We start from the raw sequence: 26,054 nt of genomic DNA, 5'->3' as shown, positions 1-26,054 counted from the left end.
CGTGTTTCGTACCAGCGACATTGTCCTGATCGCCGTCATGGTTGCGGTCGCGGCCCTTACCTACAAGGCCAAGCGCGAGGCCGAGGAACAATTGGCCGCGGTGCAGAAGATCCATGCGCAGATACGCTATGAGGAGGACACGATCGACCTGCTCAAGGCCGACTGGAGCCTGCTTACCCAGCCGTCGCGGCTGCAGAAGCTGGCCGAACTCTACAAGTCGCAGCTCGAACTCGAGCCGGTCAGCGCTCGTCAGATCGGCGGCATCGGCGACCTGCCGGCCAAATCCCTTGACATCCAGGACATCCTGTCGGGACGCCAGGGCGGCATGGCCGACAATTCCGACCAAGCGCCTTCGGACAGTAAGGATCCCGTCGTGACCGGAGGCATCGCCCAATGATCGGCAAACTGCTGAAGCGTCGCGCCAGGACGAGTGAGGATGGATCGATCGTGGTCGAGGGCGCCCGCAAGGCGACCGGCGGCAAGGGCAGGACGCGCATCGTCATGACGATGGCGGTGTTCTTCGGCATCTTCTCGACCATATCAGGGCGGCTGGTCTATCTCGGCTTCCAGACCCCCGATATGTCGGGCGGTCCGCAGAGCCGGGTGACGGCATCGCGGCCCGACATCGTCGACCGCAACGGCGAAGTGCTGGCCACCGATATCAAGACGGCGTCGCTGTTTGCAGAACCGCGCCGCATTGTCGACGCCGACGAGGCGATCGAGAAGCTGTCGACGGTGCTTCCGGACATCGACTATGAGCAGACCTACCATAAGCTGAAGAGCGGCGCCGGTTTCGTCTGGCTGCAGCGGCAGCTGACGCCCAAGCAACAGTCCGACATCATGCAGCTCGGCATTCCCGGTTTCGGCTTCCGCACCGAAAAGCGCCGCTTCTATCCGAGCGGCGAGACCTCGTCCTACATTGTCGGCCTCACCAACATCGACAACCAGGGCATCTCCGGAATGGAGAAATATGTGGACGAGCAAGGCTTGAGCGACTTGCAGGCATCGGGCCTTGCCATTGCCAAGGATCTCAAGCCGGTAAAGCTTTCGATCGATCTGCGCGTGCAGCATGTGGTGCGCGACGAGATCGCCGCCGGCCTTGAGCGCTATCGTGCCATGGGGGCCGGCGCCGTCGTGCTCAACGTCAAGACCGGCGAAGTGGTGGCCATGGCTTCCGTGCCGGATTTTGATCCGAACAATCCCTACAATGCACAGGACAAGGACCGGCTGAATCGCATGTCGGCGGGCCTCTACGAGATGGGCTCGACCTTCAAGAGCTTCACATCCGCCATGGCGCTCGATTCCGGCAAGGCGACGATGGCGAGCCGCTTCGATGCTTCGCATCCAATCCGGGTCGGCCATCAGGCCATTCACGATTTCCACGGCAAGAACCGTGTGCTGTCGTTGCCGGAGGTGTTCCTCTATTCGTCCAATATCGGGTCGGCCAGGGAAGCCGAGATGGTCGGCATCGAGGGGCATCGCGAATTCCTGCACCGCCTTGGCATTCTGGACAGGATGCAGACCGAATTGCCGGAGACTGCCCGTCCGACTGAACCGAAGGTCTGGAAACAGGTCAATTCATTCACCATCGCCTTCGGCCATGGCGTGTCGACGACGCCGCTGCAAGCGGCTGTGGGCTGCGCGGCGTTGATGAATGGCGGCTTCCTGATGAACCCCACCTTTTTGGTGCGGACGCAGGCGGAAGCGATGGCCACCGCCAAGAGAGTGGTGAGCGAAAAGACCGTCGAAGGCATGCGCTACCTCTATTCGCTCAATGCCGAAAAGGGCTCTGCCAGAAACGCCAGAGTCCCCGGCTACCGCGTTGGTGGCAAGACCGGAACGGCCGAGAAGGTCGTCAATGGCCGTTACTCCAAGGACTTGAATTTCAACACTTTCGTCGCCGCCTTCCCGATGGACGATCCGCAGTATCTGGTGTTTACCATTGCCGATGCCCCGCACCCGGAAAAGCCTGGTATGACGGATGTCGCGGCCGCAAATGCGGGGGTAATGGCCGGCAATATCATCAGGCGTTCAGCTGCCATGCTTGGCGTGAAGCCAGATTTCAGCCATGAAAATGGTGCAACGCTGGTTTCCTATCAGTGATTCTTAGGGCGCGCCGGCAACAGCGCGCTATTTTGTTGCGGTGAACGGGACTCGATGAAGCTCAGAGATCTAGCCGGTATCCTGCCCGTCGAGGGAATAGCTTCCGTCGATCTGGAGGTTACAGGGATTTCTTCGGATTCCCGCCAGGTAAAACCGGGCGTTGTCTTTTTTGCGCTCGCCGGAACCAAGGCCGACGGCGCCGTTTATGCCGCCGACGCCGCCTCGCGCGGTGCTGCCGCGATCGTGGCGGGCAAGGGCAGCACCATTGCCGGGCTGTCGGTTCCGGTGCTGGCGGTCGACGATCAGCGCCTGGCGCTGGCGCTGAGTGCGGCACGCTATTCCGGCAAGCAGCCTGAGATCATGGTCGCGGTGACCGGCACCAGCGGCAAGACCTCGGTCGCCGCCTTCACCAGGCAGATCTGGGAGCAGGCCGGTTATGCCGCCGCTTCGATCGGCACCACCGGCGTGGTGGCGCCTGGGCGCAACGACTATGGCTCGCTGACGACACCCGATCCGGTCGCCCTGCATCAATTGCTGCGGGAATTGGCGGATGCCGGCGTCACCCACGCCTCGATGGAAGCCTCCAGCCATGGGCTCGACCAGCGCCGCCTCGACGGCGTGAAGCTGGCCGCCGGCGGCTTCACCAATCTCGGCCGTGACCATATGGACTATCATCCGACCATCGAGGACTATCACCGCGCCAAACTGCGTCTGTTCGACACGCTGCTGCCGAAGGGCGCACCAGCCGTGATCTTCGCCGACGATCCATGGTCGGCGCCGACGACCCTGGCCGCACAGGGCGCCGGGCTCAATGTGCTGACGGTCGGCCGCCATGGCGATTTCCTCAGGCTGAAGCGGGTCGAGCATGAACGCCATCGCCAGCGGGCCGAGGTCGAGGCCGATGGCGTGCTCTACGAGATCGACCTGCCGCTGGCCGGTGATTTCCAGATTTCGAACGCGCTGGTTTCGGCGGGTCTTGCCATCTCCACGGGAACACCTGTCGCCAGGGCCTTGATGGCGTTGGAGAGACTGAAGGGCGCGCCGGGCCGGCTCGACCTCGTCGGCACCACCGCCAGCGGCGCGCCGGTCTATGTCGATTATGCCCACAAGCCCGACGCGCTGGAAAACGTGCTGGCCTCGGTGCGCCCATTCACCACCGGCCGCGTCATCGTCGTGTTCGGCTGCGGCGGCGACCGCGACCGCGGCAAGCGACCGATCATGGGCGAGATTGCGACGCGGCTTGCAGATGTCGTCATCGTCACCGACGACAATCCGCGCTCCGAAGTGCCGGAAACGATCCGCGCCGCTATTTTGGCCGCCGCTCCCGGTGCCATCGAGATCGGCGACCGGCGCCAGGCGATTCATGAGGCGGTCGCCATGCTGCATGCCGGCGACACGCTGATCGTGGCCGGCAAGGGCCACGAGGAGGGCCAGACGATCGGCTCCGAGACCTTGCATTTTTCCGATCACGAGGAAGTTCGCGCGGCACTCGTGGAGCGTGCCGCATGAGCTTGCTGTGGACCTCCGAGGCGCTGGTTGCCGCCATGGACGGGCGGCCGCTCGGGCCGATGCCGGACGGCATTTCAGGCATTTCGATCGACAGCCGCAGCCTGCAGCCGGGCGACGCCTTCTTCGCTATCAAGGGCGAGGCGATGGACGGCCATGACTTCGCAACCGCCGCCATCAAGGCTGGCGCCGGCGTGCTGGTGGTGGCCGAAGGCAAGCTGCCGTCGCTCGGCCGGCTGACGGCGCCGATCATCGTCGTCGAGGACGTGCTGGTCGCGCTGGAAAAGCTTGGAGTTGCGTCGCGCGCCCGCTCGAGCGCGAAAATCATCGCTGTCACCGGTTCGGCCGGCAAGACCACCACCAAGGAAGCGCTGCGCCATGTGCTGCAAGCCGTCGGCAAGGTGCATGCCTCGGCGCAGTCCTTCAACAATCACTGGGGCGTGCCGCTGACCTTGGCGCGCATGCCCGATGATTGCGACTATGCCGTGTTCGAGATCGGCATGAACCATCCCGACGAGATCCGTCCGCTGGTCAAGATGGTGAGGCCGCATGTCGCCATCGTCACCATGATCGCGGCCGCCCACCTAGGTTTCTTCCGCAATCTGGACGAGATCGCCAAGGCCAAGGCCGAGATTTTCGAGGGGCTGGAGCCCGAGGGGGTCGCCGTCCTCAACCGCGACGATACGCGCTTCAAGCTGCTCGACAAGATGGCCCATGCCGCCGGTGTCGAGCACGTATACGGCTTCGGCGAGAATGCGCGCTCTACCTTCAAGCTCACCAAATGCGAACTGCATGCGGATCATTCCGACATCATCGCCAGGATCGGCGGCCACGAAGTGACGGCGCGGATCGGCGCGCCCGGCCGCCATATGGTGCAGAACGTGCTGGCGGTGCTGGGTGCGGCGCATCTGGTCGGCGCCGATCTCGACAAGGTGGCTTCAGCACTGGCCGATCTCTCCGCCGAGCGCGGGCGCGGCAAGCGCCATGTGCTGCGCCATCCCGGTGGCTCGACTTCGAGCCACCCAGGTGGACCGATCACGCTGATCGACGAAAGCTACAACGCCAATCCGGCATCGATGGCTGCTGCCATGGCATTGCTCAACGCGACGCCTGTGACGGGCGAGGGCCGCCGCATCGCCGTGCTCGGCGACATGCTCGAACTCGGCGACCATTCGGCCAAGCTGCATGCAGCCCTTGCCGAACTCATCGTCGGCACCGGGACACAGACCGTCTTCCTCGGCGGCCCGGAAATGCGGGCGCTGGCCGAAGCGCTGCCGGCTGAGATCAAGACGGAATACCGCGCTGGTGTCGAGGAGCTGAAGCCGGTGCTGCTTGCCGCGCTTAAGCCGGGTGACGTGGTGATGATCAAATCGTCGAAGGGCATCGGTTTTGCAAAACTGGTCGATGCGCTGCTGGGCAAATTCCCGGCTGAATCGACAGCTAGAAAACAGACCTAGGTCGGGGGACGAAAACGCATGTTTACACTGCTCGTCGATTTTGCGGACAAGGTCTCGGTCTTCAATGTCTTCCGCTACATCACCTTCCGCACCGGCGGGGCGCTGATCACGTCGGCGCTGATCGTCTTCATCTTCGGACCGACCATCATCAATTCGCTGCGGCTGCGGCAAGGCAAGGGTCAGCCGATCCGCGCCGATGGGCCGCAGACACATTTCAAGAAGGCCGGCACGCCGACCATGGGCGGCCTGATGATCCTGTCGGGCATCATCGGCTCGTCGCTTTTGTGGGCGAACCTGTCGAGCATCTATGTCTGGGTGGTGCTGCTGGTGACGCTGGGCTTCGGGTCGATCGGCTTCTACGACGACTATCTCAAGGTAACCAAGCAGTCGCATCTCGGCTTTTCCGGCAAGGCACGCCTTGCGCTTGAATTTGTCATTGCCGGCATCGCCGCCTGGGTGATCATGCACAATGGCCAGGCGCCGTTCTCTTCGTCGCTGACATTTCCCTTCGCCAAGGAATTCATCGTCAATCTCGGCTGGTTCTTCATTCCGTTCTCCTGCTTCGTCATCGTCGGCGCCGGCAATGCTGTGAACCTCACCGACGGTCTGGACGGACTGGCGATCGTGCCGATCATGATCGCGGCGGCCTCCTTCGGTGTCATCGCCTATCTCTCCGGCAACGCCGTCTTCGCCGAATATCTGCAGATCCATTTCGTGCCCGGCACCGGCGAACTGGCTGTCGTGCTCGGCGCGGTCATCGGCGCTGGTCTGGGCTTCCTCTGGTTCAATGCGCCGCCTGCGGCGATCTTCATGGGCGATACCGGCTCGCTGGCCATGGGCGGCCTGATCGGCACCGTTGCGGTCGCCACCAAGCACGAGATCGTTCTTGTCATCGTCGGCGGATTGTTCGTCGTGGAAATCCTGTCGGTCATCATCCAGGTCGGCTACTTCAAGATGACCGGCAAGCGGGTGTTCCTGATGGCGCCGATCCACCATCATTTCGAAAAGCTCGGCTGGACCGAAAGCCAGGTGGTGATCCGCTTCTGGATCATCGCCGTCATCCTGGCGCTGGTCGGCCTGTCGACCCTCAAGCTGAGATAGGAAGCCCTTTGATCCCCGCCGCATCCTTTTCAGGCAAGCGCGTTTCGCTCTTCGGGCTCGGTGGCTCGGGGATCGCGACGGCGCGCGCGCTGATCGAGGGCGGCGCGGACGTGCTGGCCTGGGACGACAATCCCGAAAGTGTGGCCAAGGCCACCGTTGCCGGCATCGCGACCGCTGACCTCCGCGGCGCCGACTGGGCGAAATTCTCGGCCTTCGTGCTGTCGCCGGGTGTGCCGCTGACGCATCCCAAGCCGCATTGGACGGTGGAGCTGGCGCGCGGCTCAGGCGTCGAGACCATCGGCGACATCGAGCTTTTCTGCCGCGAGCGGATGCTGAGCGCGCCGACGGCGCCTTTCATCGCGATCACCGGCACCAACGGCAAGTCGACGACGACCGCGCTGACCGCGCACATCCTGAAAGCCGCGGGACGCGACACCCAGATGGGCGGCAATATCGGCCGCGCGGTGATGACGCTCGATCCGCCCGAGCCCGATCGGCACTATGTCGTCGAATGCTCGTCCTACCAGATCGATCTCGCGCCCTCGATCAACCCGACGGCCGGCATCCTGCTCAACCTGACGCCCGACCATCTCGACCGCCACGGCACCATGCAGCACTACGCCGCGATCAAGGAACGGCTGGTGGCCGGCAGCGAGACGGCGATCGTCGGCATCGACGATTCCTGGTGCGCGCAGATCGCCGAGCGGCTGGAGCGGGCGGGGCGGCATGTCATCCGCATTTCCAAACGCCTGCCGCTGACCGATGGCTATTTCGCCGACGGCAGCAATTTGATGGAAGCGGTGCACGGCCGTTACAGCCGTGTCGCCTTCCTCGAAGGCATCGGTTCGCTGCGCGGCCAGCACAATGCCCAAAACGCTCTGGCGGCGGTCGCCGCTTGCCTCAAGGTCGGGCTGGAGCTTGGCGAGATCCAGTCGGGGCTGGAAAGCTTTCCCGGCCTCGCGCACCGCATGGAGCAGGTCGGCCGCAAGGACCATGTGCTGTTCATCAACGATTCCAAGGCGACCAATGCCGATGCGGCGGCGCCGGCGCTGTCCAGCTTCGCGCGCATCTACTGGATCGCCGGCGGCCTGCCCAAGGAAGGCGGCATCGAACCCTTGCGCGGCTTCTTCCCGCGCATCGCCAAGGCCTATCTTATCGGCGAGGCGGCGCCGGCTTTTTCGGCGACGCTGGGCGAGGCAGTTCCCTACGAGATTTCAGGCACGCTGGCCGCGGCGGTCGAGCACGCCGCGCATGATGCCGCTAAGGACGACAGCGGCGAAGCGGTGGTGCTGCTGTCGCCGGCCTGCGCCAGTTTCGACCAGTTCAAGAATTTCGAAGTCCGCGGCGAAGCCTTCAGGCAAGCTGCGAATGCTATCGAGGGTGTGAAACCCATCGGAGGGGCACGATAATGCAAAGCCGTCTCGACAAAAGTCCGGTTGCGACCTGGTGGTGGACGATCGATCGCTGGTTCCTGGCGGCTTTCCTGTCGCTGATGGGGCTTGGCATCGTCTTGTCCTTTGCTGCCAGCCCGGCGGTGGCCGAACGCATCGGCCTCGATAGTTTCCACTTTGCCACCAGGCAGATCATCTTCACCGTGCCGGCGCTCGGCGTGATGCTGGCCGTTTCCTTCCTCGATTCCAGGCAGATCCGGCGCATGGCGCTGGTCATCCTGTGCCTGATGCTGGTGCTGATGGTGGCGGTGCTCTACATCGGCGTCGAGGTGAAGGGTGCGCGCCGCTGGGTGTCGCTTGCAGGCCTGTCGATCCAGCCGTCGGAATTCCTGAAGCCGGCCTTCGTCATCATGTGCGCTTGGCTGTTCGCCGAGCACAAGCGCCAGCCTGACATTCCGGGCAATCTGTTCGCCATGCTGCTGCTGGTGCTGGTCGTGTCGCTGCTGGTGGCGCAACCGGATCTCGGCCAGACCATGCTGACGACCGGCACCTGGGGCATCATGTTCTTCATGGCCGGGCTGCCCTGGCTGTGGATCGTCGCGCTCGGCGCGGCCGGCGTCGGCGGCGTCTTTGCCGCCTATACGGTGTTCCCGCACGTTGCCTTGCGCATCGACAAGTTCCTCACCGGCGAGGGCGACACGTTCCAGGTCGACATGGGGCGCGAAGCGCTGATCAATGGCGGCTGGTTCGGTGTCGGGCCGGGCGAGGGCACAGTCAAGCGCGTCATTCCCGACAGCCATGCCGACTTCGTCTTCTCGGTCGCGGGCGAAGAGTTCGGGCTGATCATGTGCTTCTTCATCATGTCGATCTTCGCCTTCATCGTGCTGCGCGGCCTCAACACGGCGCTGAAGGAGCATGACGATTTCACCCGCTATGCGGTCGGCGGCCTAGTCACCGTGTTTGGCCTGCAGGCGGTCATCAACATGTGCGTCAATCTCCAGCTTGTGCCGGCCAAGGGTATGACGCTGCCGTTCATCTCCTATGGCGGCTCCTCGCAGATCGCCATCGCCATCTCGATGGGCATGGTGCTGGCGCTGACACGCAAGCGGCCGGAAAAGCGCAAGCAGATGGGCTTTGGCCTGTCGCAACGCGCCGTGCCGGCGGAGTGATATGGCCAGAGGCGTCATCCTTCTCGCGGCAGGCGGCACCGGTGGGCATCTTTTCCCGGCCGAGGCGCTGGCGCATGAGCTGAACGAGCGCGGCTGGTCGGTGCATCTGGCGACCGACGACCGTGCCGAGCGTTTCGCCGGCCATTTTCCGGCCGCCGCCGTCCACCCGATCCAGTCGGCGACGATGGGCTCGAAAAATCCTTTTGCCCTGCTTGGCGCCTTCTGGAAGATCTGGCGCGGCGTGCGCCAGGCTTCCGCCGTCATCGGCAGGATCAAGCCGGATGCGGTCGTCGGCTTTGGCGGCTATCCGACCTTGCCGCCGCTCTACGCGGCGACACGGCGCAAGGTGCCGACGCTGATCCATGAGCAGAACGCGGTGATGGGGCGCGCCAACCGGGCGCTGGCCGGCCGTGTCGATGCCATCGCCGGCGGCTTCCTGCCGCAGGACACCAGTGCTGCCGGGGTCAAGACGGTGACGACAGGCAATCCGGTCAGGCCGGCCGTGCTGGAAGCGGCCAGGACGAATTATGCGGCATCGACCGGGGAACAGCCGTTCCGCCTGCTGGTGTTCGGCGGCAGCCAGGGCGCTCAGTTCTTTTCCGATGCCGTGCCGGGGGCGATCGCGCTGCTTTCCGATGCTCAGCGCAAGCGGCTGGTCATTACCCAACAAGCTCGCGCCGATGATGTGGCGCGGGTCAAGGCGGCCTATGCGGCACTGGGCGTTGCTGCCGAGGTCTCACCCTTCTTCACCGACATGGCGCAGCGTATGGCGGCTGCTCATCTGGTGATCTCGCGTTCCGGCGCCTCGACCGTTTCGGAGATCGCCGTCATCGGCCGGCCGGCGCTGCTGGTGCCTTACCCCTATGCGCTCGATCACGACCAGGCGGCGAACGCGGCGGCCCTTGCCGCGGCCGGCGGCGGTGAAGTGCATCCGCAATCCTCGCTCTCGCCCGAACGCATCGCAGCGCTCATTGGCGAGCTGATGGACGACCCCGATCGGCTTGTGGCGATGGCGGCGGGCGCGAAATCGGCCGGCCGGCCGAACGCGGCACGGTTGCTCGCTGATCTTACAGAGGCTATTGCGTCCAAAAAAACCATTTCGGATTTCAGGAAGGGGACGCAAGCATGAAGATGCCGCAGACCATCGGCCTTGTGCATTTCATCGGCATTGGCGGCATCGGCATGAGCGGCATTGCCGAAGTGCTGCACAATCTCGGCTACAAGGTGCAAGGGTCCGACCAGGCCGAAAGCGCCAATGTGCAGCGGCTGCGCGACAAGGGCATCGAATGCTTCGTCGGCCACAGGGCCGAGAATCTCGGCGATGCCGAGGTGGTGGTCGTCTCGACGGCGATCAAGAAATCCAACCCGGAGCTGAAGGCCGCGCGCGAAAAGCTGCTGCCGATCGTGCGCCGGGCCGAAATGCTGGCCGAGCTGATGCGCTTTCGCCAGGCGGTGGCGATCGGCGGCACGCATGGCAAGACGACGACGACCTCGATGGTGGCGACGTTGCTCGATGCCGGCGGGCTCGATCCGACCGTCATCAATGGCGGCATCATCAATGCCTATGGCACCAACGCGCGCATGGGCGACGGCGAATGGATGGTGGTCGAGGCCGACGAGAGCGACGGCACTTTCCTGAAACTGCCGGCCGAGATCGCGGTCGTCACCAACATCGATCCCGAGCATCTCGATCACTATGGCAGCTTCGACAAGGTGCGCGAGGCGTTTCGCCAGTTCGTCGAGAACGTGCCGTTCTATGGTTTTGGCGTGATGTGCACCGATCACCCCGAGGTGCAGGCGCTGGTCAGCCGCATCGAGGACCGCCGGGTCATCACCTATGGCGAGAATGCGCAGGCCGACGTGCGCTTTACCAATCACCGCATGGCAGGTGCCATTTCTGAATTCGACGTGGTGATACGCGACCGCAAGACAGGCGGCCAGACTGTCATAGCAGGCCTGCGCCTGCCGATGCCCGGCCGCCACAACGTCTCCAACGCGACGGCAGCGATCGCGGTCGCGCATGAGCTCGGCCTGTCGGCCGAGGCGATCAAGAAGGGCCTGTCGTCCTTCGCCGGCGTCAAGCGCCGCTTCACCCATACCGGTTCGTGGGACGGCGTCGAAATATTCGACGACTACGGCCACCATCCGGTCGAGATCTCGGCGGTGCTGAAGGCGGCGCGCAGCGCCACCCAGGGTCGCGTCATCGCCATTGCCCAGCCGCATCGCTTCACCCGGCTGCATGATCTGTTCAACGAGTTTTCCACCTGCTTCAACGACGCCGACACAGTGATGGTGGCGCCGGTCTACGCGGCCGGCGAAGAGCCGATCGACGGCGTCAGCTCGGACGCGCTGGTCTCGCGCATCCGCGCCGGCGGCCATCGCGACGCGCGCTACATCGAGGGTCCGGCGGCGATCGCGCCCGTCATCCGTGATCTGGCCAAGCCGGGTGACTTCGTCGTCTTCCTGGGCGCCGGCAACATCACCCAATGGGCCTATGCGTTGCCCAAGGAGCTTGGCGGGACCGTCTCATGATGCACGGCCAGGCCCTGATCGACAGACTTGGCGACCGGCTTGCCGGCCTGCGCGGCCGCCTCACGCCGAACGCCGAGATGGACAAGATCACCTGGTTCCGTGCCGGGGGCCTGGCTGAAGCGTTGTTTCAGCCGGCTGATGAGGAGGATCTTGCGGTGTTCCTCAAAGCCGTTCCTGAAGAAATACCTCTTACCGTCGTTGGCGTCGGCTCCAACCTGCTGGTCCGCGACGGCGGCATCGAGGGCTTTGTCATCCGCCTTTCGGCCAAGGGCTTCGGCGAGGCCGAGGTGATTTCGCCGATCAGGATCAAGGCGGGAGCCGCGACCCCCGACAAGCGCGTCGCAGCGGTGGCGCTCGAGGCCGGCATTGGCGGCTTTCATTTCTACCACGGCATTCCGGGTGCAATCGGCGGTGCGCTGCGGATGAATGCCGGCGCCAATGGTGTCGAGACGCGCGAGCGCGTCGTCGAAGTGCGGGCGCTCGACCGCAAGGGCAATGTGCAGACGCTGAGCAATGCCGATATGGGATACGCCTATCGCCATTCAGCGGCGCCCTCAGGGCTGATCTTCACCTCGGCCGTGTTCGAAGGCTTTGCCGAGGACAAAACGGCGATCAAGGCGGCGATGGAGGCCGTGCAGAACCATCGCGAGACCGTGCAGCCGATCCGCGAGAAGACCGGTGGCTCGACCTTCAAGAATCCGGAAGGCACGTCGGCCTGGAAGGAGATCGACAGAGCGGGCTGCCGCGGCCTGATGATCGGCGGGGCCCAGATGTCGCCGATGCATTGCAACTTCATGATCAACACGGGAACCGCGACCGGCTACGACCTTGAATATCTCGGCGAGACGGTGCGCACGCGGGTGCTGGAGAATTCCGGTATCCGGTTGCAATGGGAAATCAAGCGAATCGGCAATTTCCGGCCGGGGCATGCCGTGCAGGAGTTTCTCGGGCAGCTCCTTTAAGGTGCACTTTGGCGCGCGTTGAAGTTCATGTGATGCATGAACTTCAACGAGGCCGAAACGGTCCGCGACCGTTGCCGCAAAGACTCAACGACACGCTTTTCGCATCCATTTTCTCAGAAAGTGAATCTCTCGGAATCGTAAGCACTTGCCAGTGAATCAACTCTCTGATTCTCTGCTCGAAAGCGTTTCCTGATTTGAGTCGTTCGACGCGTTTTCAGCGTTTTCCGTCTGGGGGGCAACCTGCCGGGAGACTCTGACTCAATGTTGCGGAAAATCTGGTTTTGGTCCGCCGTGAGAGAGGGGATGCCGGGGAATGAAAAACAAGCATGTGGCCGTCCTGCTGGGTGGTTTTTCGTCCGAGCGGCCCGTGTCTCTTTCGTCGGGAAAGGCTTGTGCCGATGAACTCGAGAAGGAAGGCTACCAGGTCACCCGTGTCGATGTCGGGCGCGATGTCGGCTCCGTGCTTGCTGGGCTCAAGCCCGATGTCGCCTTCAATGCGCTGCATGGCCCTTTTGGCGAAGACGGCACCATTCAGGGCATCCTTGAGTATCTCGGCATTCCCTACACCCATTCCGGCGTGCTCGCCTCGGCCTTGGCCATGAACAAGGAGCAGGCCAAGCGGGTTGCCAAGTCGGTCGGCATCGTGGTCGCCGAATCGAAGGTCGCCAGCCGCTTCGCCATCCAGAACAAGCATCCAATGAAGCCGCCTTATGTGGTCAAGCCGGTCAATGAGGGTTCGAGCTTCGGTGTCGTCATCGTGCATGAAGGCCAGTCGCATCCGCCGCAGGTTCTTGGCTCGTCGGAGTGGAAATATGGCGATACCGTCATGGTCGAGCGCTACATCCACGGCAGGGAGCTGACCTGCGCGGTGATGGGCGATGTGGCGCTGGGGGTCTGCGAGATCATCCCGACCGGCCATTCCTTCTACGACTATGATTCAAAATATGTCGCCGGGGGATCAAAGCACGAATGCCCCGCAAAAGTTTCACCGAATATTTACCAAAAAATACAAACACTGGCGCTCAAGGCTCACCAAGCGATCGGCTGTCGAGGCGTTTCCCGTTCGGACTTCCGTTATGACGATCGTCATTCCGAAAACGGCGAGATTGTCTGGCTCGAGGTCAACACCCAGCCGGGTATGACGCCGACGTCTTTGGTACCTGAAATCGCCGCCCATGCCGGGCACTCGTTTGGCGATTTGTTAAGTTGGATGGTGGAGGACGCTTCGTGTCTGCGTTGAAATGGGGACAGGGTAGGGAGAGGGGCGCGGCCGGGCCGGCGCTGTTCGGCCTGTCATTGTCGTTGGACCATTTCGTACTGCCGCGCATGCTTCGCCGCCCGGTGCGCATTCTGGCGCGCCTGGGCGTTGGGGAATTCCAGGCGCCGCGCTTTTCCGCGGCCATGATGTCGGCCGTGCTGATTTTCTCGAGCAGTGCCTATGGCGCCTATCTCGGTGGTCATGTCGACGGTATCGTGCAGAGCATCACCGCCCGCACCGGCTTTGCCGTCGATCAGGTCAAGGTGGTCGGCAATCGCCAGACCTCCGAAATCGATATACTCGACAGGCTTGAACTTGATGGCTGGACGTCGCTGATCGGCTTTAATGCCGAGGCAGCGCGCGAACGGATCTCCGGTCTGCCGTGGATCGAGGTTGCGGCGGTGCGCAAGGTCTACCCGCACACGCTGGAAGTACGTGTCGAGGAGCGCGAGGCTTTCGCGCTCTGGCAGCAGGGCGACGAGCTTTCGGTCATCGAGAGGAATGGTGCCATGATCGCGCCGTTCTCGGGCGGCAAGCAGGTGCTTCTGCCGCTGCTGATCGGCACCGGCGCGCCGGCGAGCGCGCCCGATTTCCTGGCCAAGGTCGAAAAATATCCCGAGCTCGCGAGCCGGATCAAAGGTTATATCCGCGTCGGCGAGCGGCGCTGGGACCTGAAGCTGGACAATGGCATCACCGTCAAGCTTCCCGAGGACGACGAGGATCAGGCGCTCGCCGAACTCGTGAAGATGGATCATGACAGCGGCTTGCTGTCGCGTGACATCGCCGCCGTCGACATGCGCCTGACGGACCGGCTGGTCGTGCAGTTGACGGCGGAAGCGGCGACGCAGCGCGAAGCCGCCCTCAACGAGAAACCCAAGAGCCTGAAGCGCAAGCCGGAGACGAAGATATGAACTGGCTTGGCGGTCCTGGCGATGCCGCGTCGCGCCGGTCCGGCACCCTGACGGTGCTGGATGTCGGTTCGAGCAAGGTCTGCTGCATGGTGGCCAAGCTCAAGCCGTGCGATGACGGCAAGCTGCTGCGCGGCCGCTCGCACCGGATCCAGGTGATCGGCATCGGCCATCAGAAATCGCAAGGCGTGAAGTCTGGTGTCGTGGTCGATCTCGATAGGGCGGAACATGCCATCCGCCTTTCCGTCGACGCAGCCGAGCGCATGGCCGGGCTGACGGTCGATTCTCTCATCGTCAACATGACGGCCGGCCGGCTGAAGAGCGAAGCCTTCTCGGCCACCATCAATCTTGGCGGCCACGAGGCCGACGAGGCTGACATCAAGCGCGTTCTCGGTGCTGGCGCCAAGCAGGCGCTGAAGGCCGAGCGCGAGGTGATCCATTCGCTTCCCGTCGGTTTCTCGCTGGATGCCGAACGCGGCGTGCGCGATCCGCGCGGCATGGTCGGCGACGCACTCGGCGTCGACATGCATGTGCTGACCGGCGACGCCGCGCCGATGCGCAATCTGGAGCTGTCCATCAACCGTTCGCATCTGTCGGTCGAGCGCATGGTGGCGACGCCCTATGCCAGCGGCTTGGCGGCCCTGGTCGACGACGAGCTGGAAATGGGCGCGGCCTGCATCGACATGGGCGGCGGCACGACGACGATTTCGGTGTTTTCGGAAGGCAAGTTCGTCCATGGCGACGCCATCGCCATCGGCGGCAACCATGTCACGCTGGACATGGCCAAGGGGCTGTCGACCTCGCTCGATGCCGCCGAACGGCTGAAGGTGATGCATGGCTCGGCGCTGCCGGGCAGCGCAGACGACCGCGACCTGGTTTCGATCCAGCCGATCGGCGACGATGGCGACGTGCCCTTGCAGATCCCGCGCTCGGTGATGACGCGCATCGTGCGCGCCCGCATCGACGAGACGCTCGAACTGCTGCGCGACCGGCTGAACAGGTCCGGCTATGGCAATGCAGTGGGCAAGCGTGTGGTTCTTACCGGCGGTGCCAGCCAGCTTGCCGGCCTGCCGGAGGCGGCGCGCCGCATCCTGGGACGCAATGTGCGCATCGGCCGACCGCTCGGCGTGGCCGGCCTGCCGGAAGCGGCGAAGGGGCCGGCCTTCTCGGCCGCGGTGGGGCTTCTGATCTATCCGCAGATGGCGAGCTTCGAGAGCCATCCTGCGAAAGGAATTTCCGGTCTCAAAATGACCGGAACGGGCGGAAAACTGCATCGCATGAGTCAGTGGTTGAGAGACAGTTTCTAAAATTGACGGGGACAGCCCCATAGGCGGCCGCGGCGGCGAAGCGGCGTGAAAGGCAAAGGACGGAGACAATGACCATCAATCTGCAGAAGCCGGACATCACCGAGCTTAAGCCGCGCATCACCGTGTTCGGTGTCGGCGGCGGCGGCGGCAATGCCGTCAACAACATGATCACCGCCGGTCTGCGCGGTGTCGAGTTCGTGGTGGCCAACACCGACGCGCAGGCGCTGACCATGTCGAAGGCCGGCCGCCTGATCCAGCTCGGCGCGCATGTCACCGAGGGCCTCGGCGCCGGCTCGCAGCCGGAAGTCGGCCGTGCGGCGGCGGAAGAGTGCATCGACGAGATTCTCGATCACCTGACCAACACCCATATGTGCTTCGTCACCGCCGGCATGGGCGGCGGCACCGGCACCGGTGCTGCTCCCGTCGTTGCCCGCGCGGCGCGCGAAAAGGGCATCCTCACCGTCGGCGTCGTCACCAAGCCGTTCCACTTCGAAGGCCAGCGCCGCATGAAGACCGCGGATTTCGGCATCGAGGAATTGCAGAAATGCGTCGATACGCTGATCGTCATCCCCAACCAGAACCTGTTCCGGCTGGCCAATGACAAGACCACCTTCGCCGATGCCTTCGCCATGGCCGACCAGGTGCTCTATTCCGGTGTCGCCTGCATCACCGACCTGATGGTCAAGGAAGGCCTGATCAATCTCGACTTCGCCGACGTCCGTTCCGTCATGCGCGAGATGGGCAAAGCGATGATGGGCACCGGCGAGGCTTCCGGCGAGGGCCGCGCGATGGCCGCCGCCGAAGCGGCGATCGCCAACCCGCTGCTCGACGAGACCTCGATGAAGGGGGCCAAGGGCCTGCTGATCTCGATCACCGGCGGCCGCGACCTGACGCTGTTCGAAGTCGACGAAGCCGCGACCCGTATCCGCGAGGAAGTCGACCAGGACGCCAACATCATCCTGGGCGCCACCTTCGACGAGGAACTCGAAGGCGTCATTCGCGTCTCGGTAGTTGCCACCGGCATCGACAAGTCGGCGGCTGAAATCGCCGCCGCGCCGATCTCGATCCGCACGGCGCCTCCGAAGCCGGCCAACCGCCCGGCGGCTCAGATCGCGGAGGTTCGTCCGGCGCCTGTCCAGCAGGCGGCATACGAGCCACGCGCTGTCGACCCGGTCGCGGAAGCCATCCATCTGGCCGAAGCTAATGCCGCGGCCATGGCGCAGGCGCGCCCGGCCCCGGTCGCCCACGCTGAAGATTTCCGCCCGCAGAGCAAGATCTTCCAGGCACCGCCCGCCCAGCCGATGCCGCAGCCGGTGGTCCAGCAGATGCAGCCGGCCCCGCAGCCGCGCGAGATGCTGCGCGAAGCCCCGCAGCCGGTTGCGATGGCGCCGCAGCGTATGCCGCGCGTCGAGGACTTTCCGCCGGTCGTCAAGGCCGAGGTGGATGCCAAGAGCCGCCCGGTCGATCACGAGAACAACAGCGGACCGATGGGCCTGCTGAAGCGCCTGACCAATGGCCTGACCCGTCGCGAGGAGGAACCCGCACGACTGCAGCCGGCGCAGCCGCGCGAGCCCAAGCTGCGCCAGGCAGCGCCCGAAGTGCGCCGTCTTGCCAGTCAGGATGCGCAGCTGTATGCGCCGCGCCGTGGCCAGCTCGATGATCAGGGCCGCCTGACGCCGCAGGTGAGGACGACTCAGGAAGACGATCAGCTGGAGATTCCGGCGTTCCTGCGCCGCCAGGCCAACTGATTGGTAAACGGACTGTAACATTTGTTAACAGGTAAGCGAGGAATCGCTTGCCTGTTAACGTTTTAAATGATGGGATTTCAACGACTTACCAATTCGCACTCATTCCATTTCGCGGTTACACAGAGTAAGAAACCGTGATTTGGAGTCTCCCTGACGGGACATTATCTTCGCTGCCTACCATCATCGGTTTGCCGGGATTTCGGGGGAAGTCGCCCTGCCAGCCGATTCACACAAGAGCCGCGCCCTCGGGCTGGAGAAGCGGACCTAGGCATTACGGGCTTATGGGGATTGTCTTGCACGACTATCAGACGACATTGAAGACGCGCGCGTCGCTTACCGGCACCGGCGTCCACAGCGGCAAGGAAGTGTCCATCAGCTTCGTGCCCGCGGATGCCGACACCGGCATCGTTTTCCAGCTTTTCAACGGTGCGGAGCAGGGCCGCGAGTTTCGTGCCCTGGTCTCGGAAGTCGGCGCTACCGACCTGTGCACCATGCTTGGTGATCCCGCTGGCGAGCACATCGCCACGGTCGAGCACATCATGGCGGCGCTGTTTGGGCTCGGCATCGACAATGTCGCCATTGAGATCGATGGTTCCGAGGTTCCTATCTTCGATGGCAGCGCCATGGCGTTCGTCGAAGCCATCGACCAGGCGGGTATCGAGACGCTCTCGGTCAAGCGGCGCTATATCAGGGTCATCAAGCCGGTCCGTATCGAGAACGGCGCCTCGTGGGCGGAGTTTCGCCCCTATGACGGGACCCGTTTCGAGATCGAGATCGACTTCGAAAGTCCGGCGATCGGCCGTCAGCTGTTTGCCTCCGACCTCAATGCCGATATTTTCCGTCGCGACATCGCGCGCGCCCGCACCTTCGGCTTCATGAAGGATGTCGAGCGGCTGTGGGCTGCAGGCTATGCGCTCGGCTCCTCGCTGGAGAACTCGCTGGTCATCGGCGACGACAACCGCGTCATCAATATGGGCGGCCTGCGCTATCCCAACGAATTCGTGCGCCATAAAACGCTGGACGCCATGGGCGACCTGGCGCTGGCCGGCGCCCGCTTCATCGGCTGCTTCCGCTCCTATCGCGGCGGCCACAGGATGAATGCCGCGGCCCTGCGCCGTCTGCTCTCGGACCGCACGGCATTCGAAATCGTCGAGACGACACGCCGCGAGCGTGGCCGCAGCGCCGAGATGAACGCCGTCAATGCGCCACTCTACGCGCCCTGGATGATCTGATTTCCCGGGTTTTTCGGGTTCCATGGGCGATAGCGCATGTGGCAGGAATGCACCACTCGCCAGTGAAATTGCATTGACGTCCAAGCTGCGTCCGGCCGCCACAAAAATGTGCGATTGGCCGGAGATAGCGTTGTCGGGCAAGGCGGTTATGGTTTATGGCTGCTGCCGTCGATTAATGCATGTCGTTCAAAAGTGGGGACCAGTTTTGAAACAATGGCATGCAACTGGCATTGAAATGGCGCCGAAAGGGCGAGATCCAATCATGTTCTTCAAGCGAGTTGGTCAATTGAAAGCACCGCAGAGGGCTGTTTTCCTGGCGCTTTCAGTAGTTGTTCCATCGCTCTTTCTGTCGGCCTGCATGTCGTCGGAGAAAGATATCGACCTGTCGACCTATGTCGACCAGACCGAGCCGGCCGATGTTCTCTACAATCAGGGCCTTGCCAATCTCAATGCCGGGCGCCTGCAGGAGGCGAGCAAGAAGTTCGACGCCGTCGACCGCCAGCATCCCTATTCAGAATGGGCCCGCAAATCGATGGTGATGGGCGCTTTCGCCGACTATCGCCAGGGCAATTACGATGAGGCGATCGGCTCGGCCAAGCGCTATCTCACGCTTTACCCGTCGACCGATGACGCCGCCTATGCGCAGTACATCATCGGCTTGAGCTACTACCGTCAGATCAAGGACGTGACGCAGGACCAGAAGGAAGCGCGTCAGACCGTCCAGACGATGCAGGATCTGGTCACGCGCTGGCCGACATCGGAATATGTCGACGACGCCAAGGAAAAGATCCGCTTCGCCAACGACCAGTTGGCCGGCAAGGAAATGCAGATCGGCCGCTACTATCTTGAGCGGCGTGAATACATCGCTGCCGTGAAGCGCTTCCGCACCGTGGTCGAGAACTATTCCAACACCCGCCATGTCGAGGAGGCGCTCGCCCGCCTGACCGAAAGCTATTACGCGATGGGCCTGACTTCGGAGGCGCAGACCGCCGCCGCCGTGCTCGGCACCAATTACCCTGACAGTTCATGGTACAGGGATTCATACAAGCTCTTGCAGAGCAATGGGCTTGCACCGCGCGAAAATGCCGGGTCGTGGATATCCAAGGCCGGAAAGATGATCACCGGCGCCTGATCCCAAGCAGACGTTGCAGGCTTCACCAACGCGCCGTCTGCCTGGTTTTGTTGCTTGTCGCGGGTTCTAGCCGCAAAACCGCACGACACTTTTGTGGAACCTGCCTGGAGCACTCGGATCGAAGCGTGCGCTTTTTCGGATTGATCCGGTGCTCAAACAAAAAGATAGTGCGGCGCTGCGACTCCAAACCGTCGCGTGCCGTTCTAGATTTGGGTTCTGATGCTTTCCAGACTGTCGATCCGCGATATCGTCCTGATCGAGAAGCTGGATATCGACTTCCAGCCGGGTCTTTCGGTGCTGACCGGCGAAACCGGTGCCGGAAAATCCATCCTGCTCGATGCCTTGTCGCTGGCGCTCGGAGCGCGCGGCGATGCTTCGCTGGTGCGCCATGGCGCGGCGCAGGGGCAGGTCATCGCCGTCTTCGACGTGCCGCGTAACCATCCGGCGCGTACGCTGCTTGCCGACAATGCGATCGAGGATGACGGCGACATCATCCTGCGCCGCCTGCAGACGGCGGACGGCCGCACCCGCGTCTTCGTCAACGATCAGCCTTCAAGCGTCACCCTGATGCGCGATGTCGGGCGCGCGCTGGTCGAGATCCACGGCCAGCATGACGAGCGCGCGCTGGTCGATCCCGGAGCGCACCGCGAGGTGCTCGACGCTTTCGGTGGCCATCTCGGCGCCGTCCGCTCGACCGGCGAGGCATGGCGGCACTGGCGCGCCTGCGAGCAGGAGCTGTCGCGACACCGCGCCAAGGTGGCGGCGGCGGCGCGCGAGGCTGATTATTTGCGCGCGGCGGTGGCGGAACTGACGAAGCTCGATCCGCAGCCGGGCGAGGAGACCGATCTCGCCGAACTGCGGGCGTCGATGATGCGAGCGGAGAAGATCGCTTCCGAAATCCATGATGCGCAGGATGTGCTGTCCGGCCCGTCCTCGCCCTTGCCGCAACTTGCCAGCCTGCTGCGGCGGCTGCAGCGCAAAGTGACGGAGGCGCCCGGCCTGCTCGACGATGTCGTCAAATCGCTCGATGAGGCGATGCTTTCGCTCGACGCGGCGCAATCGGGGGTCGAGGCTGCACTGCGCGCCACCGAATATGATCCGCAGCGGTTGGAGAAGGCGGAGGAGCGGCTGTTTTCGCTGCGTGCGGCCTCGCGCAAGCACAGCGTCGCCGTCGACGATTTGGCGCAGCTGCGCGACACGATGTCGGCCGATCTCGCCGATCTCGATGCCGGCGAGGAGCGCCTGCACGGGTTGGAAAAGCAGGCCACTGCCGCGCGCGAGACCTATGACATTGCCGCCGCGCAGCTGTCCTCGCTTCGTCATGCGGCGGCGGTCGGCCTGACCAAGGCGGTGATGGCGGAATTGCCGGCTCTGAAGCTCGAACGCGCCGCCTTTATCGTGGAAATGAAGAGCGAGGTCGAAAGCCGCATGGAAGAGGGGATCGATCAGATCGAATTCTGGGTGCGGACCAATCCAGGCACGCGGCCCGGGCCGATGATGAAAGTGGCCTCCGGCGGGGAGCTTTCGCGCTTCCTTCTGGCGCTGAAGGTGGCGCTGGCTGACCGCGGCTCGGCACCGACGCTGGTGTTCGACGAAATCGACACCGGTGTGGGCGGCGCTGTCGCCGACGCTATCGGCCAGCGGCTGGCGCGGCTGTCGAAGCGGGTCCAGGTGCTGTCGGTGACGCACGCACCACAGGTGGCGGCGCGCGCGGCGACGCATTTCCTGATCTCCAAATCCGGCACCACCGACCGTGTCGCCACAGGCATTGCCGAAATGGATCGGCCGGCGCGGCAGGAAGAGATCGCGCGCATGCTGGCCGGCGCCACCATCACCGACGAGGCGCGCGCCGCCGCCGAGCGATTGCTGCGCGAGAATACCGCCGTTTCCTGATGGCGCTGCTTCCCGATCGGGGGTGCCTCTAACTGGTGAAATTCGACGCACGAACAGAGTCAGCATATGGCTCCATCCTGCTGTTTCGGCGTGGTTTTGTCAGAATTCAGCTCCCTTCCATCCGAATCCTGATCTATTGTCCCGGGCCAACAGCAGCCAGGTGCAAAACCATGTCCGAAAAACCAGTCGATGCCCTGACCGAAAGCGAGGCCGAAGCCGAGCTGAAGCGCCTCGCGGAAGAGATCGCCGAGCACGATCGGCGCTACCATACCGAAGACGCGCCAGTTATCACCGATGCAGAATATGATGCGCTGGCACGGCGCAACCTTGCCATCGAGGAGCGCTTTCCAGCGCTGGTTCGCGAGGACTCGCCATCGCTGAGGGTTGGTGCAGCACCCGCAGAAGGCTTTACCAAGGTGCGCCACGCCGTGCCGATGCTCAGCCTTGCCAAGGCCTATACCGACGATGACGTCACGGATTTCATCGAACGCGGGCGGCGGTTCTTCGATCGCGACAAGGAGCTCGACATCGCCTTCACCGCCGAACCGAAGATCGACGGGCTGTCGGCTTCGCTGCGCTACGAGAACGGTGTGTTCGTGCAGGGCGCGACGCGTGGCAACGGCGCCGTCGGCGAAGACATCACCGCCAATTTGAAGACTATCGCCGACATCCCTGCGAAGTTGAAAGGCTCGGGCTGGCCCGAAACCATCGAGATCCGCGGCGAGGTTTATATGACCTATGCGGAATTCGAGGCGCTGAAGCAACGCTCGGCAGCGGCCGGCGGCCAGGACTATGTCAATCCGCGCAATACGGCGGCCGGGTCGCTGCGCCAGAAGGATCCGTCCGTCACCGCCAGCCGCAACCTCAAATTCTTCGCCTATGCCTGGGGCTACACCTCGGCGGATCCCGCTCCGACCCAATATGATTCGGTACAGAAATTCGCCGAGTGGGGGTTCAAGATCAGTCCGCTGATGGTGCGGGCGAAATCGGCCGAGGAGTTGATCGCGCATTATCATCGGATCGAGGAGCAGCGCTCGGCGCTCGGCTACGATATCGACGGTGTCGTCTACAAGGTCGACCAGCTGGAATTGCAACGCCGATGGGGCTTCGTCACCGGCGAACCGCGCTGGGCGGTCGCGCACAAATTCCCGGCCGAACAGGCGATGACGACCGTGCAGAAGATCGACATCCAGGTCGGTCGTACCGGTACGCTGGCGCCGGTTGCGCGGCTGGCGCCGGTCACTGTCGGCGGCGTCGTGGTCGAGAACGTCACGCTGCACAATGAGGACTACATCAAGGGCCTGGACAGCACCGGCGAGCCGATCCGAGATGGCATCGATGTGCGCATCGGCGATACGGTCGTGATCCAGCGGGCAGGCGATGTCATTCCGCAGATCGTCAGCGTCGTCATCGACAAGCGGCCTGCTGATGCGGTGCCTTACGAGTTCCCTCACACTTGCCCGATCTGCGGCTCGCCGGCGACGCGCGAGATCAACGAAAAGACCGGCAAGGAAGATTCCCGCCGGCGCTGCACCGGCGAACTGATCTGCCCGGCGCAGGCGGTGGAGGGATTGCGCCACTTCGTGTCACGCGGTGCCCTGGACATCGAAGGGCTCGGCGCGGAAAACATAGACACGTTCTTCAATGCGGGATTGATCAAGACCGCCGCCGATATCTTCACGCTCAGGGACCGCCGTCCGGCTGTCACCAGGGCGCTGGCCGAGCGCCGTGAGGAGCAGGCAAGGCAGCGCGAGGCCGCATCGGGCAAGACACGCAAGAATGTGCGCAGCGTCGAGGATCGCAACTATGAGGGCCTCGACAAGCTGTTCGCCGCCATCGATTCGCGCCGCGAGCCGGAGCTGGACCGCTTCATCTTCGCGCTCGGCATCCGCCATATCGGTGAAACGACGGCCGCCGTGCTTGCCCGCACCTTCTCGACCATCGAGGAGCTGATCCGCGTCGGTAAGGAGACAGCGGCAGCGGAGAATCCACATACGGTTTTCCCCTCGGTCAACGGCATCGGCGATACCGTGATCGATGCTTTGCGCGACTTCTTCGGCAATGAGCGCAATGACGACGTGCTTGACGCGTTGCTCCGCCAAGTCAAGCCGAAGCCATATATCGTCAACGTCTCGGCCGACAGCGAGGTCGCCGGCAAGACGGTCGTGTTCACGGGCTCGCTGGAGAAGATGACACGCTCCGAAGCCAAGGCGATGGCGGAGCGCCTCGGCGCCAAGGTCGCGGGCTCGGTTTCGGCGAAGACCGATCTTGTCGTGGCCGGGCCAGGTGCCGGCTCCAAGCTGAAGCTCGCCAGCGAACTCGGCATCGAGGTGATCGACGAGGATGCCTGGCTGGTGCGGATCGGCAAGGCATGACCGGACCGTTCAGCGGCTTCGGCCCCAAAGCCATTCCGTTCCTCAAGGCGCTGGATTTCCACCAGAGCCGCGAGTGGTTCCTGGAGAATCGCGACCTCTTCGAACACGAGTTGCGCGATCCGCTCAGTGATCTCGTCGAGACGCTGACCGAGCGCTTCGCGGAGGCAGGTCTCGGCCTGCGCGGCGACCGCAAGAAGTCGCTGTTCCGGATCAATCGCGACGTGCGTTTCGCTAGGGATAAGCGGCCCTACAACAGGCATTTGTCGGCCATCCTGTCGCCCGACGGCACCAAGATGGAGCAGGGCGTGTTCTACGTCCATATCGGGCTTGAACGCTGCTTTGCCGACATTGCCTGGTGGCAGCCGGAGCCGGCGCTGCTGCTGGCGATGCGCAAGGCTATTGCGACGAAGCCGGACAATTTTCGCGGCCTCGTGGCGGCGTTGAAGAAGAACCGGCTTGAACTCGAGACCGAAGGTCGTATGAAGCGTACGCCACGCGGCTTCGAGGAAATCAGCGATCCCGATCTGGTCGCCGCCATCCGCCACCGGCATTTCTATGTCCAGCATGTCATCGATCCGGCCGGAATCCATACGGCTGATCTGGTCGACGAACTCGTCGATTTCACCTTGCGCGCCAAGCCGCTGCTCGACTGGGGCAGGGCGATCGAGGGCAAGGTTCTCGCCTTCTAGCCCTTCGACAAGGCGCCTTGTCGATCATTTCCGCTGATCATTTGGCTCAAGCGAATTCGTGTGACAGCGCAGGCCGCGCCACCTACATACCGCCATTCCCTTGTTGTTGTCGTTATCCCACTTTTGGGCGACATGCATCAGGAGTGGTTGATGGCGACCGACGTAATTTCCGAGAGCGGCGATAGAAGCGATTTCTGGCAGGGCGTGCGGCTGTCGATGCCAGTCGTGGTGGCGTCGGCGCCGTTTGCGGTGCTGTTCGGTGCGCTCGCCGTCGACAATGGTTTCTCGGTCCTGGAAGCCTTCCTGATGAGCGCGCTGGTCTATGGCGGCGCCAGCCAGATGGTCGGCATCCAGCTGTTCGGCCAGCATGTGGCGCCGTGGCTGATCGTGCTGTCGATCTTCGCCGTCAATTTCCGCCACGTGCTCTATTCCGCAGGCATCGGCCGGCGCATCGCGCACTGGCCTGTCATCCAGCAGGCACTTGGTTATTTCATCCTCACCGATCCGCAATTCGCGGTAGCCGAAGCGCGGGCGCAATCGGGCCAGACGGTCGGCTTTGCCTGGTATCTGGGGCTTGGCTTGCCGGTCTATCTGTTCTGGATCGTCGAAAGCGCGCTTGGCGCACTGTTCGGCAAGCTGATCCCCGACACGCATGCGCTCGGCATCGATTTCCTGCTGCCGATCTATTTCCTCGGTCTCGTGCTGGGCTTTCGCAAGCGGCCGCTGTGGCTGCCGGTGGTCGTCGCCAGCGCCGCCGCCTCGATCATCGCCTACAAGACGGTGGGCTCGCCTTGGCATGTCTCGATTGGCGCTGTTGCCGGTGTGCTGCTGGCGGTCATCCTGCCTCCCCATCACAGCGGCGTAAAGGCACGGCCATGAGCACGACCTTCTGGATCATCATCGCCGGCGCAATCGCGACCTATCTGACGCGAATCGGCGGGCATCTGGTCATCTCCCGCTTCGAAACCATCCATCCGCGCGTCGAGGCCGGTCTCAACGCCGTGCCGGCGGCGGTGCTGACGACGCTGGTGGCGCCGGAACTGTTGAATGCCGGGCCGGCGGAATGGGCGGCTCTGGTGGTCACCGCGGTCGTCTCGCTGCGCGGTGGGTTGATGGCGATGTTTCTGGCGGGTGCGGCGATGTTGATCGTGGCGCGGCAGTTCGTCGGGTAGGGCGTGTCGAGATTCAGGTGATGACGGCCTGCAAACGGCGGCTTCCTGCGCTTCCGGTGCTCACGTACCCAAAAGTACGCTCCGCTCCGGTTCTCGGAACCCATCGTTTTCGGCTCGTC

General features: G+C 63.5%; 21 protein-coding genes. All 21 read left to right on the top strand.

The genetic code is table 11. The features are described 5' to 3' along the window. Position 1: 1 nt before the first annotated feature. Positions 2–397, top strand: coding sequence for a cell division protein FtsL (gene ftsL, locus NKJ04_RS09390; protein ID WP_127271473.1), 396 nt, complete (start codon positions 2–4; stop codon positions 395–397). Next, positions 394–2,103 (top strand): peptidoglycan D,D-transpeptidase FtsI family protein, encoded by a 1,710-nt coding sequence (locus NKJ04_RS09385; RefSeq protein ID WP_023813146.1) that lies wholly within the window; start codon positions 394–396, stop codon positions 2,101–2,103. The genes ftsL and NKJ04_RS09385 overlap by 4 nt, the downstream gene beginning before the upstream one ends. Before the next feature lie 54 nt (positions 2,104–2,157). After that, complete coding sequence (locus NKJ04_RS09380) at positions 2,158–3,612, top strand: UDP-N-acetylmuramoyl-L-alanyl-D-glutamate--2,6-diaminopimelate ligase (RefSeq protein ID WP_352674484.1); 1,455 nt, start codon at positions 2,158–2,160, stop codon at positions 3,610–3,612. After that, positions 3,609–5,066, top strand: a complete 1,458-nt coding sequence (locus NKJ04_RS09375; protein ID WP_352674481.1) for a UDP-N-acetylmuramoylalanyl-D-glutamyl-2,6-diaminopimelate--D-alanyl-D-alanine ligase — start codon at positions 3,609–3,611, stop codon at positions 5,064–5,066. The genes NKJ04_RS09380 and NKJ04_RS09375 overlap by 4 nt, the downstream gene beginning before the upstream one ends. 18 nt (positions 5,067–5,084) lie before the next feature. After that, a complete protein-coding gene (gene mraY, locus NKJ04_RS09370; RefSeq protein ID WP_013530954.1) occupies positions 5,085–6,167 on the top strand; it encodes a phospho-N-acetylmuramoyl-pentapeptide-transferase in 1,083 nt (360 codons plus the stop codon). Positions 6,168–6,175: 8 nt separating this feature from the next. Continuing rightward, a complete protein-coding gene (gene murD, locus NKJ04_RS09365) occupies positions 6,176–7,576 on the top strand; it encodes a UDP-N-acetylmuramoyl-L-alanine--D-glutamate ligase (protein WP_352674479.1) in 1,401 nt (466 codons plus the stop codon). Then, positions 7,576–8,727: a putative lipid II flippase FtsW gene (gene ftsW / locus NKJ04_RS09360; protein ID WP_023813142.1), complete on the top strand. Its 1,152-nt coding sequence runs from the start codon at positions 7,576–7,578 to the stop codon at positions 8,725–8,727. Before murD ends, ftsW begins: the two co-directional genes overlap by 1 nt. A 1-nt stretch (position 8,728) precedes the next feature. Next, positions 8,729–9,856 carry an undecaprenyldiphospho-muramoylpentapeptide beta-N-acetylglucosaminyltransferase gene (murG, locus tag NKJ04_RS09355; protein ID WP_023813141.1) on the top strand — a complete coding sequence of 376 codons (1,128 nt, stop codon included), beginning with the start codon at positions 8,729–8,731 and terminating at the stop codon, positions 9,854–9,856. Continuing rightward, entirely contained in the window at positions 9,853–11,259 is a 1,407-nt protein-coding gene (gene murC, locus NKJ04_RS09350) for a UDP-N-acetylmuramate--L-alanine ligase (RefSeq protein WP_023813140.1), read from the top strand. Before murG ends, murC begins: the two co-directional genes overlap by 4 nt. After that, positions 11,256–12,221, top strand: coding sequence for a UDP-N-acetylmuramate dehydrogenase (murB, locus tag NKJ04_RS09345; RefSeq protein WP_352551793.1), 966 nt, complete (start codon positions 11,256–11,258; stop codon positions 12,219–12,221). Before murC ends, murB begins: the two co-directional genes overlap by 4 nt. Positions 12,222–12,534: 313 nt before the next feature. After that, complete coding sequence (locus NKJ04_RS09340; protein ID WP_352551794.1) at positions 12,535–13,461, top strand: D-alanine--D-alanine ligase; 927 nt, start codon at positions 12,535–12,537, stop codon at positions 13,459–13,461. Further along, complete coding sequence (locus NKJ04_RS09335; RefSeq protein ID WP_023813137.1) at positions 13,449–14,390, top strand: cell division protein FtsQ/DivIB; 942 nt, start codon at positions 13,449–13,451, stop codon at positions 14,388–14,390. The genes NKJ04_RS09340 and NKJ04_RS09335 overlap by 13 nt, the downstream gene beginning before the upstream one ends. Next, complete coding sequence (gene ftsA, locus NKJ04_RS09330) at positions 14,387–15,694, top strand: cell division protein FtsA (RefSeq protein ID WP_352674475.1); 1,308 nt, start codon at positions 14,387–14,389, stop codon at positions 15,692–15,694. The genes NKJ04_RS09335 and ftsA overlap by 4 nt, the downstream gene beginning before the upstream one ends. Positions 15,695–15,762: 68 nt before the next feature. Then, entirely contained in the window at positions 15,763–17,442 is a 1,680-nt protein-coding gene (gene ftsZ / locus NKJ04_RS09325) for a cell division protein FtsZ (protein ID WP_352674473.1), read from the top strand. 281 nt (positions 17,443–17,723) lie between these two features. After that, the gene (gene lpxC, locus NKJ04_RS09320) at positions 17,724–18,674 is read left to right on the top strand and encodes a UDP-3-O-acyl-N-acetylglucosamine deacetylase (protein ID WP_352674471.1); all 951 of its coding nucleotides are present in this window, start codon (positions 17,724–17,726) and stop codon (positions 18,672–18,674) included. Between the two features lie 262 nt (positions 18,675–18,936). Further along, on the top strand, positions 18,937–19,806 hold the full coding sequence (locus tag NKJ04_RS09315) for an outer membrane protein assembly factor BamD (RefSeq protein WP_352674469.1): 870 nt from the start codon (positions 18,937–18,939) through the stop codon (positions 19,804–19,806). A 219-nt stretch (positions 19,807–20,025) separates the two neighbouring features. After that, the gene (gene recN / locus NKJ04_RS09310; protein ID WP_352442242.1) at positions 20,026–21,699 is read left to right on the top strand and encodes a DNA repair protein RecN; all 1,674 of its coding nucleotides are present in this window, start codon (positions 20,026–20,028) and stop codon (positions 21,697–21,699) included. 170 nt (positions 21,700–21,869) lie between these two features. After that, positions 21,870–24,074, top strand: a complete 2,205-nt coding sequence (gene ligA, locus NKJ04_RS09305) for an NAD-dependent DNA ligase LigA (protein WP_127296004.1) — start codon at positions 21,870–21,872, stop codon at positions 24,072–24,074. Next, complete coding sequence (locus tag NKJ04_RS09300) at positions 24,071–24,763, top strand: DUF2461 domain-containing protein (RefSeq protein ID WP_352674466.1); 693 nt, start codon at positions 24,071–24,073, stop codon at positions 24,761–24,763. The genes ligA and NKJ04_RS09300 overlap by 4 nt, the downstream gene beginning before the upstream one ends. Positions 24,764–24,913: 150 nt before the next feature. Then, entirely contained in the window at positions 24,914–25,642 is a 729-nt protein-coding gene (locus NKJ04_RS09295; protein WP_352674464.1) for an AzlC family ABC transporter permease, read from the top strand. Continuing rightward, positions 25,639–25,935: an AzlD family protein gene (locus NKJ04_RS09290; RefSeq protein WP_352442244.1), complete on the top strand. Its 297-nt coding sequence runs from the start codon at positions 25,639–25,641 to the stop codon at positions 25,933–25,935. Before NKJ04_RS09295 ends, NKJ04_RS09290 begins: the two co-directional genes overlap by 4 nt. Positions 25,936–26,054: the final 119 nt, after the last annotated feature.

It is taken from the genome of Mesorhizobium sp. M0618, assembly GCF_040320765.1.
GTDB lineage: Bacteria > Pseudomonadota > Alphaproteobacteria > Rhizobiales > Rhizobiaceae > Mesorhizobium.
Note: the sequence above shows the minus strand (reverse complement) of the source record. Positions and strands in the feature narration are given on the sequence as shown.

Coding starts and splice junctions, on each gene's coding strand:
- ftsA (WP_352674475.1), top strand. CDS start 14,387: ATGAACTGGCTTGGCGGTCCTGGCGATGCCGCGTCGCGCCGGTCCGGC.
- murG (WP_023813141.1), top strand. CDS start 8,729: ATGGCCAGAGGCGTCATCCTTCTCGCGGCAGGCGGCACCGGTGGGCAT.
- NKJ04_RS09380 (WP_352674484.1), top strand. CDS start 2,158: ATGAAGCTCAGAGATCTAGCCGGTATCCTGCCCGTCGAGGGAATAGCT.
- NKJ04_RS09300 (WP_352674466.1), top strand. CDS start 24,071: ATGACCGGACCGTTCAGCGGCTTCGGCCCCAAAGCCATTCCGTTCCTC.
- NKJ04_RS09295 (WP_352674464.1), top strand. CDS start 24,914: ATGGCGACCGACGTAATTTCCGAGAGCGGCGATAGAAGCGATTTCTGG.
- NKJ04_RS09385 (WP_023813146.1), top strand. CDS start 394: ATGATCGGCAAACTGCTGAAGCGTCGCGCCAGGACGAGTGAGGATGGA.
- mraY (WP_013530954.1), top strand. CDS start 5,085: ATGTTTACACTGCTCGTCGATTTTGCGGACAAGGTCTCGGTCTTCAAT.
- lpxC (WP_352674471.1), top strand. CDS start 17,724: ATGGGGATTGTCTTGCACGACTATCAGACGACATTGAAGACGCGCGCG.
- NKJ04_RS09340 (WP_352551794.1), top strand. CDS start 12,535: ATGAAAAACAAGCATGTGGCCGTCCTGCTGGGTGGTTTTTCGTCCGAG.
- ftsZ (WP_352674473.1), top strand. CDS start 15,763: ATGACCATCAATCTGCAGAAGCCGGACATCACCGAGCTTAAGCCGCGC.
- murB (WP_352551793.1), top strand. CDS start 11,256: ATGATGCACGGCCAGGCCCTGATCGACAGACTTGGCGACCGGCTTGCC.
- NKJ04_RS09315 (WP_352674469.1), top strand. CDS start 18,937: ATGTTCTTCAAGCGAGTTGGTCAATTGAAAGCACCGCAGAGGGCTGTT.
- ligA (WP_127296004.1), top strand. CDS start 21,870: ATGTCCGAAAAACCAGTCGATGCCCTGACCGAAAGCGAGGCCGAAGCC.
- NKJ04_RS09290 (WP_352442244.1), top strand. CDS start 25,639: ATGAGCACGACCTTCTGGATCATCATCGCCGGCGCAATCGCGACCTAT.
- ftsW (WP_023813142.1), top strand. CDS start 7,576: ATGCAAAGCCGTCTCGACAAAAGTCCGGTTGCGACCTGGTGGTGGACG.
- murC (WP_023813140.1), top strand. CDS start 9,853: ATGAAGATGCCGCAGACCATCGGCCTTGTGCATTTCATCGGCATTGGC.
- recN (WP_352442242.1), top strand. CDS start 20,026: ATGCTTTCCAGACTGTCGATCCGCGATATCGTCCTGATCGAGAAGCTG.
- NKJ04_RS09375 (WP_352674481.1), top strand. CDS start 3,609: ATGAGCTTGCTGTGGACCTCCGAGGCGCTGGTTGCCGCCATGGACGGG.